We start from the raw sequence: 14,665 nt of genomic DNA, 5'->3' as shown, positions 1-14,665 counted from the left end.
TTGTATGAGTTGACAATGAATTGCTTATAAACAGAGGAGGGTAAAATAACGTTTTAAATAGTATCTTTACCCCACAACCTAAACAAAGATATGCAAAAAAGGTGGGCAGAACAGGAGTTAAAAGACCTGAAAGCTGTAAAGGAACTTCAGGAACAACTTAATATTGACGAAGTTCTAGCAACGCTGCTGGTAAACAGGAATATTACTTCATTTGAAGATGCCCGAAGTTTCTTCAGACCGGAATTAGCGCAGCTACATGATCCTTTTTTAATGAAAGGAATGGATATCGCTGTGAGCCGGATCCAACAAGCACTCCTTTCAAAGGAAAAGATTTTGATCTATGGCGATTATGACGTAGATGGAACCACTTCCGTAGCACTTGTCTTTGGCTTTTTTCGCAAGTATCATTATCACATAGACTATTATATCCCCGACCGTTATAAAGAAGGTTACGGCATCTCCACCGAAGGAATTGACTATGCCCATAAAAATGGCATCAGCTTAATCATCGCATTAGATTGTGGTATCAAATCCGTTGACAAGGTAGAATACGCCAATGGTTTAAACATAGATTTTATCATCTGCGACCACCATCTACCGGGATGCGTTATTCCAGATGCAGTTGCCGTACTCGACCCGAAACAGCCCGACTGCTCTTATCCATATAAAGAACTTTCCGGATGTGGTATAGGATTTAAGCTGGTACAGGCTTTTGCCATGAAAAACAGCATCACTTTTCAAGAGCTTGAATGTTACCTGGACCTTGTAGTGGTCAGCATTGCATCAGACATTGTTCCTATAACGGGAGAAAATAGAGTACTTGCTAAATTTGGACTTAAACGTTTGAATACCTCACCATGCCACGGTATGGCAGCATTGATTGAAATAACAGGTAAAAAACAATATACCATATCCGACGTCGTGTTTACCCTCGGACCAAGGATCAATGCTTCAGGAAGAATAGATGATGCCCGTCATTCCGTAAATTTACTCATCTCCGAAAACAGAGATATTGCACGCGCACATAGCCATATTATCAATATCAAAAACACGGAACGAAAAGAGCATGATGCCTCCATTACAGAGCAGGCGCTTGCTATGATTGCTGCAGATCCTGATCTGTTGAAGCGAAAAACTACCGTTGTTTATAATGAAGGATGGCATAAAGGCGTTATTGGAATAGTTGCATCAAGGCTGACAGAAAAATATTACCGGCCAACTATTGTACTTACACAGTCGAACGGACAGGTTTCAGGATCTGCACGCTCTGTTATTGGATTCGACCTCTATGAGGCCTTAAATTCATGCAGTGACTTGTTCGAACAATTCGGAGGTCATAAATACGCTGCCGGCATTACACTTAAAACAGAAAATATCCTTGCCCTGCAGGAAAGATTTGAAGATGTGGTATCAAAAACAATTCCTGACGAACTTTTGATACAGGAATTAGTCATTGACGCTAAACTCCAGCTCGACAAAATTGATGGTAAGTTTTTTAGAGTATTAAATCAGTTTGCTCCATTTGGACCGTTAAATTCTACGCCTATCTTTATAAGTGAGCAGGTAACATGTATAGGACATGCACTTGTAGTAGGAAACAATCATATTAAAATGACTGTTAAACAAGGAGACTCAAAACCATTTGATTGCATTGGATTTGGCTTAGGGGAGTCACTCGATATCATTAATGAAAATCAGGATTTTGATATTTGTTATACCATTGAGGAGAACGTTTGGAAAGAAAAACGTTCTATTCAATTAAATTTGAAGGGTGTAAGACGAACACCTCAGCACCAATAAGATGATACTTAGAGCAGAAAACTTAGTTAAAAAATACAAACAGCGTACTGTTGTAGATCACGTTTCCTTTCAGGTAGCACAGGGAGAAATAGTAGGTCTGCTAGGTCCTAACGGAGCAGGTAAGACCACCTCATTCTATATGATTGTAGGCTTAATAAAGCCTAATGAAGGAAATGTATATCTGGAATCGGAAGACATTACAGATGACCCCATGTACCGCAGGGCACAAAAAGGAATAGGATACCTTGCTCAGGAGGCCTCTGTATTCAGAAAACTGAGTGTAGAAGATAATGTCAAAGCAGTGCTGGAAATGTCTTCTTTGAGCAAAGAGGATCAAAAACATAAATTGGAAGAGCTACTCTCTGAATTTAGTTTAAACCGCGTACGTAAAAATCGTGGCGACCTGCTTTCAGGAGGCGAAAGAAGACGTACAGAAATTGCCCGCGCTCTTGCTGCTGAGCCAAATTTCATTCTACTGGATGAGCCCTTTGCAGGGGTAGATCCGATAGCAGTAGAGGAGATCCAATCGATAGTTTCTAAATTAAAAGACAGGAATATTGGCATTTTGATTACCGACCATAATGTTCAGGAAACGCTCTCTATTACCGATCGCGCTTATTTACTGACCGAAGGTAAAATTATGCTTACCGGCACCCCACAAGAAATTGCAAGTAATGAAATGGCCAGAAAGTTTTATCTTGGACAACATTTCGAATTGCGTAAAAAAAAGAACAGCAACACTAATCCCTTATGACACTTGTAAATACGATTGTGACCTGGTTCATGAAAAAAAGAATGGATCAGATTGAGCTATTTATGAATCACCCTCATGATGTTCAAGATGAAGTGTTCCGCACGCTTATTTCTTCAGCTAGGTCAACCGAATGGGGCAAGTTATATCACTACGATTCCATCTTTAATCAACAACAGTTTAAAGAACGTGTGCCCCTCCAGAACTACGAATCGCTAAAACCTTATATCGAGAGGATGATGCTCGGGGAGCAAAATATCCTTTGGTCTACTGAGGTCAAATGGTTTGCTAAATCATCGGGTACCACAAACGACAGAAGCAAGTTTATACCCGTAAGTAAAGAATCACTCGAAGAATGCCATTACAAGGGTGGTAAAGACATGATTTCCATTTACTGTAATAACAGACCCGAAAGCCAGTTATTCACCGGAAAATCACTAGTCCTTGGCGGAAGTCACCAGGTAAATAACTACAATGCAGATATCTCATTTGGTGATATCTCCGCAGTACTGATCAAAAATCTGCCTATTTGGGCCGAGTTTCATCGTACGCCAGATATGTCCATCAGCTTAATGGACAATTATGAAGAGAAGATTGAACTAATGGCTCAAGCTACTAAAGATGTAAATGTGACCTCTATAGCTGGCGTACCTACCTGGACCATTGTACTAGCCAAAAGAATCCTGGAAATTACGGGCAAAAACAACCTGCTTGAAGTATGGCCTAATCTGGAGCTTTATATTCACGGAGCTGTTAAGTTCGGCCCCTATCGGGAGCAGTTTAAAAAGTTGATTCCTTCTTCTTCCATGTATTACCTGGAGACCTATAATGCTTCAGAAGGTTTTTTTGGCATTCAGGATTTACCCGACTCCGAAGAAATGCTGCTGATGCTGGATTACGGCGTCTTTTATGAATTTCTTCCCATGGAGAATTTTAACGAAGAGAACCCTCCTACCAAAAGCCTGTCCGAAGTTGAGCTAGGTAAAAATTACGCCCTTATCATTTCCACAAATGGTGGTTTATGGCGCTATGTAATCGGTGATACCATTAAGTTCACTTCTATTTTGCCCTATCGTATTCAGATTACCGGTAGAACAAAGCAGTTTATGAATGCATTTGGCGAAGAAGTAATTGTTGACAATGCTGAAAAAGCATTGACAGTGGCCAGTAAAGAAACCGGTGCCATTATACGCGATTTTACAGCTTGCCCTATTTACTTTAGCGACCATGCAACAGGTGGACACGAGTGGATTATAGAGTTTGAAAGCCTTCCTCAAAACATGGAACACTTCACCGAAATTCTTGATCAGACACTAAGGGAAATAAATTCGGATTACGACGCTAAACGCTTTAAAAACATAGCCTTACAGCGCCCTACTATTCATGTTGCCCCTCAAGGAACTTTCTATACCTGGCTGAAGAATCGTGGCAAATTAGGCGGTCAGCATAAAGTACCCCGACTAGCAAATGAACGAAAGTATGTGGAAGAGATTATTGCTCAGATGAACGGAAACTAAGTAATTGATTACTTATTGCGCTCTGTAGTAAAGCGTACCACCTGCTCCAGGGCAGTTTTGGAAGGGTGATCAGGAAAGGTGTTCAATACTTCAAAAGCCTCATCCTGAAAACGAAGCATCTGCATTTCCGCATAAGCAAGGCCACCGTTGTTTTTAACAAAAGAGATCACCTCTTCTACCTTTAACTTGTCCTCATTATGATTTTTGACCAGGTTAATGATCCGTTGCCGCTCTGTTTTCGAAACTTTATTCAATGCATATATGAGCGGAAGAGTAAGCTTCTTTTCTTTGATGTCTATCCCCAAGGGTTTTCCTACATCATCAGTTCCAAAATCGAACAGATCATCCTTAATTTGAAAAGCCATTCCAATCTTTTCGCCAAATAACCGCATCTTTTCTACTATGATGTCATCTGCTCCTGCAGAGGCTGCACCACAAGAACAACAAGAAGCAATTAAAGAGGCCGTTTTTTGACGGATTACTTCATAATAAATCTCTTCGCTTATGTCCAGACGACGTGCTTTCTCTATTTGAAGCAGTTCCCCTTCACTCATCAGCTTAACAGCTGATGAAACAATTTTCAATAATTGAAAATCATTATTATCGATAGATAACAACAGACCTTTAGCAAGGAGATAATCACCTACTAACACTGCTATTTTATTTTTCCATAACGCATTGACAGAGAAAAAACCTCTCCTTTCATACGATGCATCTACGACATCATCATGCACAAGAGTAGCCGTATGTAAAAGTTCAACCAATGCTGCACCTCTGTGGGTTGCTTCAGTTATTCCTCCACATAAGCTTGCAGAAAAGAATACGAAGATGGGTCTGATCTGTTTCCCTTTACGCTTTACGATATAATGAGTAATTCGGTCAAGCAATGGAACTGAACTTTTCATGGAAGATTTGAACTTATCTTCAAATGATTCCAGTTCGTTCTCTATAGGTTTTTTTATTTCGTCTAACTTTGACATGAAGGCCTGAATACATGATCACCTGTTTATGGTATGCAGGTTAACTGCAAACATACTTAATTATTATATAATCCTGTGTTCAAACGATTGTTTTCGTTCCTGAAATATCATTTGTAATAAAAAAACCCCGAATAAGATCCGAGGTTATGCATTATGAGTTTGTTAATTCTATTTAATCAGCCTCAGCATATATTGGTTTTTTAACACCATTATCATAAGGCTTTAAATTCTTCTTAAGCAATTTCCTTGCTACATGGATCCGTGTTTTCACTGTTCCAATAGGGATAGCTAAATGATCGGCAATTTCATGATACTTATGTCCTTCGAAATACATGCTGAAGGGAACATAATATTCGTCAGGTAACTTACCTAAAGCATTTTTTATGTCGTCCATTATAAATTTCGATTCCCCTTGATTCTTAGTTGATGAAAAAACAAGGTTAGCAGATGATATCTCGTCAGACTTGGTTACAAAAGAACTAATCTTTACAAAACGACGGTAGTTGTTTATGAATGTATTCTTCATAATCGTATATAACCATCCTTTCAAGTTCGTTCCTTCTTTAAATTTATTATAGTATGTAATAGCTTTTAGTAAAGTATCTTGAACCAGGTCGTTAGCGTCATCAGCATCGTGGGTAAAATGTAATGCATACATTTTTAAAGAACTTGCCTGATGCATAACCATAGTGTTGAATTCGATCTTTGTCATATTAAAAAGTTTTAGAGATTAATAATATGATAACAATCATACAAACTCTATGCTAAAACTTTTGTTATCCTCCTAAATCCCCTTCAAAAAGGTAATTTAATACGGAATTAACGTTAACGTAAACTATATCACGTTCACTTCCCGCTCTAATAGCACACCAAATTTCTCACTTACATCGTCAATAATCGATTGTGAGAAATTATATATCTCTGTACCCAAGGCGTTTCCAATATTGACTATAACCAAGGCTTGGTTTTGCCATGTTGCCGTTTGACCAATTTGTTTCCCTTTCCAGCCACACTGTTCAATCATCCATCCAGCAGCTAATTTAATTGTACTATTTGGTAGACAGTAGTGTACTATGTCTGGAAAAGCAGACTGTATTTGTTCAAACTGACTAGTATTTATAACAGGGTTTTTAAAAAAGCTCCCCGCATTTCCTATTGTTGAAGGATCTGGAAGTTTAGCTACCCGGATATCAGCTACCACTTTGGAAACATCCCGGATAGTAGGATTGTTTATATGTCTTGCCTCTAACTCATGACTGATGGCACCATAGGAAATATTAATTTCCGCTTCTAAACTAAGCTCGAAGGTAACCGATGTAATTACGACCTGATTTTTAAGTTCTCTTTTGAAGATGCTATCCCGGTAATCAAAATGACAATCTGCAAAGTTGAACTTCCTCATTTCTCCAGTTGCAATATGATACACTTTGCAGGAAAAAAACACATCTTTCAATTCAACACCATATGCTCCGATATTCTGAACCGGCGACGCTCCTACAGAACCAGGAATAAGACTTAAGTTTTCCATACCTGCAAAACCATGCGTTACACAATATTTCACAAGGTCATTCCATACCATCCCTCCTCCTGCCGTAACAAAAACCTGTGTACCTTCTATACGCTGGGTTATCCCCTGAATATTCATTTTAATTACAAGTCCCTCAAAATTCTTAGTAAAAAGCATGTTGCTTCCTCCCCCTATTATCAATCGGGGAACAGATTTCCATTTATCACCTGAGAATAGTTCCTCCAAATCACTTTCTGCGTTAATTTCAGTGAACCAACGGGCGTAAACTTCTACGCCAAAAGTATTCATACTTTTTAGGGAAACATTTTCGGTTATCAGGAGCATATCTATGTTTTAATGGCCGAATTTCGCATTTATAAATTATAATTCCCCAAAATAAAACCATCCTATATTTTTAAGATTATACCTGCATTAGGAAAATAAACTTTATTTTTGACTAACGTGGAAAATCAGGATAAGAAAAAGGACTTAATTATTGACGCTGCCCTTAAACGCTTTGCCCATTTCGGACTCTCTAAAACAACAATGACAGAGATTGCTACTGATTTGTCATTATCCAAAGCGCTTTTGTATTATTACTTTCCTGATAAAATTTCCCTGTACTCTGCAGTGCTTCAAAGCATCATTGAAAACATGGATAAGGAACTTCAGAAAGATGTAAGTTGTGCGACTAACAGTCAGCAAGCTCTTACTATTTGCCTGGACAAGAGACAGGATTTTATCCGTAAGTACTACAACCTCCTCGATTTTACTAAGGTTACAGGATCTGAACTACCGGAAGGCCTTGCCTGTATGTTTACTAAAGCAAAAGATTCGGAAGTAACTGTATTAATAAGCGTCCTTGAAATTGGAATCTCTGCAGGAGAATTTGAAGTATCTGATCTGGAAGAAACTGCCAGATTATTAAAGGATGCCTTATCAGGGATCTACTTTACAGTTTTAAAAAGACATACTCAAGCCTTTTTTCCCGAAAAAGAGCAATTTGATACCATACTGATGCGTCAGAAAAAACTTGGTGAAATATTCCTTAAGGGTTTAATGGTCCGCTCAGCTCTAGAGATCTGTTAATTCATATAGACATTCTTATAAATTCTACTTCATACAGTTTTTTACTTTTCCAGGCCATTCATATACGCTGCATGGTCACCATCCATCAAATTTATTAACCTTGGCTATAGTCCTCATTCCTATTACCGCAGCTGTCTAACAACAAAAAGCTCGTTGGAAATAAAAACCCAATAGGTAATATCCTTCCAAAGGGAATCATGTGGATGAACCGACTGTAAAAACAGGCAGGCATCTGTTTTCTTTTTGATGTAAATGTAAAACAGCTTAATTCTCCCTTTTGGGGACGGTAATCTTAGTATAAGAAATAAGCAACTTTTGTTGACCTCATATAAATAATTCCAGTAAGAATGCAATAAGAATCCAGTATAAGTCCAACCTTAGGGCCTTTAAGTCGGACTTTTGTCGGAAACTTACTAGCATCAATTCGCTATCAATTATAAACAGGTCAGTAACAAGTCCTAAATATACTACTCAAATAGCTAGATATTTCGTCTAATTAGATAGATGGGATATTAGATTCCTATTAACAGATATACCGTCCAAATCTATAATAGTCTTAAGTTTTATCATGAAAACGTTAATTTTTTAAATATATCTCAAAATACGAATATAAAATTTGAGAATTAAGAATCTTGCCTTATTTTTGACCAAATTATAAAAAAGGTCAGATAATTAAAACAGATGAGTGAGTTAGATAAGAAAAGGGAATTAATTGTAGAGAGTGCCATAAAACGTTTCTCTCATTTTGGCATACAAAAGACTACGATGAATGAAATAGCAGACGACATATCCGTTACTCAGCCTGCATTGTATTATTATTTCCCCGATAAAATGACGCTCGTTATTGCTGTGGTAGAACGTATAATGAATCAGTATTTTGAAGAACTGCATAAATGCATGGATGGCTTACAAAGTCTGGAGGAAGAATTTTACTGCATCCTTACTCTCCGCAAAAAATTCATGGAGCGGTATTTCATGTTAAAATTGACTGATGCGACCCAGGAAGTTGGACAGATCCACGATTCCTGCCAGCCTATAATGAAAAATGCGCATATTAAAGAGGCAGCCTTTGTTACGGGCCTTTTAGAAAAGGCTGTGAACAATGGAAGTATTTCGAAAATAGACCCTCAAAAGATGAGTGAATTATATATAGATATATTAACCGGCTTGAGCATGTTTGTTTTTATCACAAAGAACAAAAAACTGTTTCCGGGCAATGAAGAGTTTGAGGCTATACTCAAGAAACAAGAAGAATTTACCCAGGTCTTTATTTCAGGACTAAAAATGTCAAAATAACCAGGCTATTGAATTTCAATGCATGCCTACAACTATACATATATAAAAAGCAACAAGTACTGATACGAATGAACACACCGAAAAAGATCGCTGGAATAGCATTACTGCTATTTCTTAGCGTAATCAATATGGGCAATATCCAGGCCCAAACTGTACAACTATCCTTAAAAGAAGCCTTAACCTTCGCACTAAAGAATAATGTAACGATTAGAAAAGCCAGACTGGAAGCAGAGAAAGGAAAAGAGATGACTACTGAGATCCGGTCTGATGCCTATCCTCAAATATCTGCAAGCGGAAATTTAACAGATAACTTACAGCTTCAAAAAAGTTTACTTCCAGGCGCGCTTTTTGGGCAACCGGGAGAAGATGTATTAGTTTCTTTTGGTCAGAAGTACACAGCAAACGCACAGGTGCAACTGAGTCAGCAGCTCTTTAACCAAAGTGTTTTTGTAGGTCTTAAGGCAGCCAAAACTGCAGAAGAGTACTATAACCTGAACGTAAACTTGAGTGAAGAAAACGTATTGCAAATGGTTGCATCCTCATATTACCAGGTATTGGTAAGCAGAGAGAAAATAGCTGCTGTTGAAGCAAATTTAAACTCCCTTAAAAAAACCGAAAAAATACTGGCTGATCAATACAAGAATGGATTGGCTACACGTATCGACGTGGATAGAGTGAAAGTAAGTCTGACTAATATTCAAACTCAAAAAGACGAATTAGATAAAGCAGCATTTCAGCAGGAGAATATGCTAAAATATTATATAGGTATGCCGATCAGCATCACTATTCAAATTCCGAAAGAAGAACTGAACCAAATGCAGCAGAGCGCAGCTAATTTGGCTGATACAGTAGATGTATCTGGTTTAACGGAGTACACACTATTAAAGAAACAGGAACAACTGCTGATTTTACAAAAGAAATCAAAGATCGCTGAATACTATCCTAAACTTTCCTTTGTCACCAACTATAGCAAAAGTGGTTTGAGCAATAAATTTGATCTTTTCAAGTCATCTAGCACAGCAAACTGGATTCCTTCGTCGGCTATAGGATTGAATTTGAGCATTCCCATCTTTGATGGTTTCGGTAGACGATCCCGTGTTCGTCAGTCACAGATTGAAATTGATCAGTTGGGCGAAGATTTAAAAGACAACAGGCAATCGCTCAACCTGGCTTACAGTAATGCTAAAGTGCAATTATCAACAAGCGTCAACACGATCAGAAATCAGAATGAAAATCAAAGGTTAGCACGTGAAGTATTCAACAGCACACAGAATAATTACAATAATGGGTTAGCTACATTAACCGATCTGCTTAATTCAGAAACCTCACTAACTGATGCACAGAACAGCTATACCCAAGCCTTATTAAATTACAAACTGGCTGAAATACAATTAATGAAATCTAACGGTAATATCAAATCGCTCATAAACTAAGGACATGAAAAGAAATACTATAATTTCCATTATAGGAGTACTCGCAGCATTCGTACTAATCGGATGGGTACTGCAAAATAACAAGAAAAAAAATGCGGCAAAAACAGCAGTTGTAGCGGAAGGAAGTTCTGGTGCTGTAGCGGTAAGAACGATTAAGGTTGGCAAAAAGGAAGTTGAACTTGACTTTTCATCTAACGGTACATTTGAAGCCAATCAGCAGTTAGTACTTTCTGCTGAAAACTCAGGTAGAGTAACACGTATAGCGGTTGACGAAGGTGACCACGTGAGCAAAGGACAGGTTTTGGCCCGAATTGATAATGAGCTCCTAAATGTAGATACAGAAACTGCTGATGCAAATTATGAAAATGCAGTACGTGATTTATCCCGTTATGAAAGTTCTTTTAAAACAGGTGGTGTTACGCGTCAACAATTGGATAATGCACGTTTAAAAGTGCGGACTACACAGGCCTCTGTTCAATCATCAAAAAGGAAATCAAGGGATGCTAACATAAAGGCCCCCTTCTCCGGTGTGATCAACAAACGTTCTATTGAACAGGGATCTTATGTATCTCCCGGCACTGCTTTATTTGAAATTGTAGATGTTTCGAAGTTAAAGTTGAATGTTACAGCAAATGAGTCCCAGGTTGTGAATCTTAAAAATGGAGATATGGTGAGCATCAAATCGACTATTTTCCCAGACAAGGACTTTAAGGGAAAAATTAGCTTTATTGCTTCTAAGGCAGACAACAGTCTTAATTTCCCAGTACAGATTGAGCTGATTAACAATGGCACAAATCAGTTAAGGGCAGGAATGTATGGAACAGCTGTATTTAGCTTTCCACAACAGGCTGCTATTATTACGGTTCCAAGAGGTGCCTTTGTAGGCAGCGTGAACAGTAATAAGGTGTTTATGCTGGAAAATAACAATAAAGCGGTTGAACGTAAGGTGGTAACCGGACGCATAATTGGCGAGTCTGTTGAAATACTTGAGGGATTGAAAGTAGGCGAAACCATTATTGTAAGCGGTCAGATTAACCTGGTTAACGGAAGTCTGGTAGAGAATATTAAATAGAACAAATTGTCCTTATGAAAATTGCTGAAATATCAATAAAAAGGCCCACCATAGTGGTCGTACTGTTTACAGTACTGACCATACTAGGGTATATTAGTTATAGATCACTGAGTTACGAGTTACTTCCTAAGTTTTCTCCTTCTGTTGTATCGGTAACTACCATCTATCCGGGAGCATCTCCAAGTGAGGTGGAAAATACCGTAACTAAGAAGATTGAGGATGCGGTATCCTCCATGGAAAATATTAAAAAGTTAAATGCGACGTCATACGAAAGTTTATCGTCAGTTGTTATCACTTTAAATAGTGGCACTGATGTTGACTTAGCGTTGAATGATGCGCAAAGAAAGGTTAACGCCATCTTATCTCAGTTACCTGATGATGTAGATGCACCTTCTTTGAATAAGTTTTCATTGGATGACCTGCCCGTTATTACCATGTCGTCAACTTCCAATATGGATGATGCCGCGTTTTATGACTTAATGGACAACCGTATTGTGCCTGCAATTTCCCGTGTGGACGGGGTTGCACAGGTCAACATTATTGGTGGACGTGAGCGTGAAATACAGGTGAGTGTTGACGACAACAAACTTCAGGCTTACGGATTGTCTTTACTGGGGATTCAACAAGTGATCCAGAGTTCCAATCTGGATTTCCCAACAGGATCTGTAAAAACAAATAACAGAGATATCCTGGTAAGGCTTGCTGGAAAGTACAGTAGTGTAGAAGAACTGCGGAACCTGGTCGTATCAGATAAGAAGGGTATTCAGGTTCGTTTAGGAGAGGTTGCTGATGTTCAGGATGCACAAAAAGATGTAGAGAAACTGGCTCGTGTAGACCGGAAAGCGTCTATTGCCTTACAGGTGATTAAACAATCGGATGCGAATGCGGTAGAGGTTAGTAAGGGAATTCATGCCATCATCAGTTCTTTGCAGACCGATTATGCTAAGAATAATTTAAAGCTTACTATAGCTTCTGATAGTTCCATTTATACTTTGGAATCTGCAGATGCTGTAATCCATGACTTGATACTGGCTGTATTGCTGGTAGCTTTCGTGATGTTATTTTTCCTTCATAGTTTAAGAAATGCAGCTATCGTAATGATTTCTATTCCGGCTTCGCTGATTGCGACCTTTATAGGGATTAAACTATTAGGTTATACCTTGAACCTGATGTCGCTATTGGGATTATCGCTTGTGGTAGGGATCCTGGTAGATGATGCCATTGTGGTTTTGGAAAACATTTACCGGCATATGGAAATGGGCAAAAACCGTGTGAAGGCTGCCTATGATGCGACGAGTGAAATTGGATTTACGGTAATGTCGATTACACTGGTTATTGTGGTGGTGTTCTTCCCGATTGCCATCAGTACCGGTTTGGTTTCAGATATTCTGAGACAATTCTGTGTGGTTGTAATTATAGCAACGCTTTTAAGTTTGCTTACTTCCTTTACTATTGTTCCGCTATTGTCATCCCGTTTTGGAAAGCTGGAACACCTGCAGGGAAAGAATATGTTTGAGCGACTTATTCTTCGCTTTGAAAAGGGACTTGATAAATTCACTGCGTGGATTACAAGAATCCTGAATTGGTCTCTGCGGCATAAGATAACGGTTGTACTGGGAACAGTGGCCTTGTTGTTTGCCTCAATCGCATTACTTGCTACAGGTTATATTGGATCGGAATTTTTCCCGAAAAGTGATAGAGGTGAATTCATTGTACAAATTGAAATGCCTAAGGATGCTTCGATTGAGCAAACCAATCTGATGACTTCAAAAGCGGAGAATATACTCTCGAAAAAGGCAGAGATTATTCGTTTGATCACTACGGTAGGACAAACCAGCGATGGTATGGGTGCCAGTCAATCTACAGCTTATAAATCGGAAATAACCGTGCATCTTGTGGAAAGAAACGAACGGGCAGATCAGTCGGATGTATATGCTGCAAAAATAAAGAAAGAGCTTTCGGGTCAGTTAGCCGGGGCTAAAATAACCACTACACCGATCAGTATTTTGGGAAGTGCCGAAAGAGCGCCCATTGAAGTCATTGTAATGGGTCCTGATTTACCAAGTGTAATGGCTTATGCTCAAGTAGTAGAAGGTAAAGTAAAAAAAATCAATGGTACAACAGGTGTAAAGCTTTCTGTAGAAAGCGGGAACCCGGAAGTGAAGGTACAAGTAGACCGGGACAAAATGGCTTCATTAGGCCTATCGCTTCAAACGGTAGGAGCTACGATGCAAACTGCATTTAGTGGAAACACAGATAGTAAATTCCGTCAGGGGGAATATGAATATGATATCAATATTCGCCTGGATGATTACAGCAGACAAAGCATTAACGACGTAAGAGGTCTTACTTTTATGAATAAGGACGATCAGCGGATCAGGTTGGAGCAATTCGCCTCGGTTACTGAGGGATCTGGTCCTAGTCAGTTGGAACGTCAGGATAAAAGCACAAAGGTTTCTGTTCAGTCACAAGTTGTTGGTCGTCCATCCGGATCTGTGTTCACCGATATTGAGACTCAAATAAAGGATTTGAAAAGGCCTTCAGGTGTGAGTTATATATTTGGTGGTGACCAGGAAAATCAATCTGAAGGTTTTGGTACCTTAGGTGTGGCTTTACTGATGTCGCTGATATTGGTTTACCTGATTATGGTGGCTTTGTATGATAACTATGTGCACCCGTTTGTGGTCATGTTTTCCATTCCACTGTCCGTTATTGGTGCCTTACTGGCTCTGGCATTAACCAACAATTCCCTGAGCATATTTACTATACTAGGGATGATCATGCTAATTGGATTGGTTGCTAAAAATGCGATTATATTGGTCGATTTTACGAATCAGCAAAAGGCTGAAGGTAAGTCTACCAGGGAGGCTTTGATTTTAGCTAACCATGCGCGTTTACGCCCGATCCTGATGACCACTATTGCGATGGTTATTGGTATGCTTCCAATTGCTCTTGCATCAGGTGCAGGTGCTGAATGGAAGAATGGTTTAGCCTGGGTAATTATTGGTGGTCTGACCAGTTCATTATTCCTGACCTTAGTTATTGTACCGGTTATCTATGAAGCTTTTGATAAGATCATGGGAAGACTAGGCTTCAATGAAAAGGGAGATGATATTGAGGCGATGATGCATGAACCGGATCCTATTGAAAAAGAGGAGTTGGAACATACCTATTAAAGGTTTTATCAGTTCGAATTGACCTATAGATAAAGCAAATAAAT

Annotated in this window: 11 protein-coding genes; 8 read left to right on the top strand and 3 right to left on the bottom strand. The window is 38.9% G+C overall.

The genetic code is table 11. From position 1 onward, the window contains the following. Nucleotides 1-90 precede the first annotated feature (90 nt). Genes recJ through ADIARSV_RS15650 form a run of 3 tightly spaced genes read left to right on the top strand, consistent with a single transcriptional unit; the run spans nucleotide 91 to nucleotide 4,068 of the window. Nucleotides 91-1,800, top strand: coding sequence for a single-stranded-DNA-specific exonuclease RecJ (recJ, locus tag ADIARSV_RS15660; protein ID WP_016196587.1), 1,710 nt, complete (start codon nucleotides 91-93; stop codon nucleotides 1,798-1,800). Between the two features lies 1 nt (nucleotide 1,801). After that, nucleotides 1,802-2,554, top strand: a complete 753-nt coding sequence (gene lptB / locus ADIARSV_RS15655) for an LPS export ABC transporter ATP-binding protein (RefSeq protein ID WP_016196586.1) — start codon at nucleotides 1,802-1,804, stop codon at nucleotides 2,552-2,554. After that, on the top strand, nucleotides 2,551-4,068 hold the full coding sequence (locus ADIARSV_RS15650) for a GH3 auxin-responsive promoter family protein (protein ID WP_016196585.1): 1,518 nt from the start codon (nucleotides 2,551-2,553) through the stop codon (nucleotides 4,066-4,068). Before lptB ends, ADIARSV_RS15650 begins: the two co-directional genes overlap by 4 nt. Nucleotides 4,069-4,076: 8 nt before the next feature. On the opposite strand, the gene ADIARSV_RS15645 is transcribed toward ADIARSV_RS15650, so the two are convergent. The 3 genes from ADIARSV_RS15645 to murB all read right to left on the bottom strand — a co-directional run bounded on the left by ADIARSV_RS15645 (nucleotide 4,077) and on the right by murB (nucleotide 6,900). Next, nucleotides 4,077-5,048, bottom strand: a complete 972-nt coding sequence (locus ADIARSV_RS15645) for a polyprenyl synthetase family protein (RefSeq protein ID WP_016196584.1) — start codon at nucleotides 5,046-5,048, stop codon at nucleotides 4,077-4,079. Between the two features lie 172 nt (nucleotides 5,049-5,220). Further along, a complete protein-coding gene (locus ADIARSV_RS15640; RefSeq protein ID WP_040300353.1) occupies nucleotides 5,221-5,760 on the bottom strand; it encodes a sigma-70 family RNA polymerase sigma factor in 540 nt (179 codons plus the stop codon). A 123-nt stretch (nucleotides 5,761-5,883) separates the two neighbouring features. Continuing rightward, nucleotides 5,884-6,900, bottom strand: coding sequence for a UDP-N-acetylmuramate dehydrogenase (gene murB / locus ADIARSV_RS15635; RefSeq protein ID WP_016196582.1), 1,017 nt, complete (start codon nucleotides 6,898-6,900; stop codon nucleotides 5,884-5,886). A 117-nt stretch (nucleotides 6,901-7,017) separates the two neighbouring features. Between murB and ADIARSV_RS15630 the strand changes: the two genes are divergently transcribed. From ADIARSV_RS15630 to ADIARSV_RS15610, 5 genes are all read left to right on the top strand, one after another. Continuing rightward, nucleotides 7,018-7,644 (top strand): TetR/AcrR family transcriptional regulator, encoded by a 627-nt coding sequence (locus ADIARSV_RS15630; protein WP_016196581.1) that lies wholly within the window; start codon nucleotides 7,018-7,020, stop codon nucleotides 7,642-7,644. Between the two features lie 681 nt (nucleotides 7,645-8,325). Beyond that, the gene (locus ADIARSV_RS15625; protein ID WP_016196580.1) at nucleotides 8,326-8,940 is read left to right on the top strand and encodes a TetR/AcrR family transcriptional regulator; all 615 of its coding nucleotides are present in this window, start codon (nucleotides 8,326-8,328) and stop codon (nucleotides 8,938-8,940) included. A 68-nt stretch (nucleotides 8,941-9,008) separates the two neighbouring features. Then, nucleotides 9,009-10,373 (top strand): TolC family protein, encoded by a 1,365-nt coding sequence (locus ADIARSV_RS15620; protein ID WP_016196579.1) that lies wholly within the window; start codon nucleotides 9,009-9,011, stop codon nucleotides 10,371-10,373. A 4-nt stretch (nucleotides 10,374-10,377) separates the two neighbouring features. Further along, nucleotides 10,378-11,445, top strand: a complete 1,068-nt coding sequence (locus ADIARSV_RS15615) for an efflux RND transporter periplasmic adaptor subunit (protein WP_016196578.1) — start codon at nucleotides 10,378-10,380, stop codon at nucleotides 11,443-11,445. A gap of 14 nt (nucleotides 11,446-11,459) precedes the next feature. Further along, nucleotides 11,460-14,621: an efflux RND transporter permease subunit gene (locus tag ADIARSV_RS15610; RefSeq protein ID WP_016196577.1), complete on the top strand. Its 3,162-nt coding sequence runs from the start codon at nucleotides 11,460-11,462 to the stop codon at nucleotides 14,619-14,621. Nucleotides 14,622-14,665 lie beyond the last annotated feature (44 nt).

The sequence above is a fragment of the Arcticibacter svalbardensis MN12-7 genome (assembly GCF_000403135.1).
Taxonomy (GTDB): Bacteria; Bacteroidota; Bacteroidia; order Sphingobacteriales; family Sphingobacteriaceae; genus Arcticibacter; species Arcticibacter svalbardensis.
The sequence above is the reverse complement of the archived record's forward strand: the minus strand, read 5'-3'. Positions and strand labels throughout refer to the sequence as shown.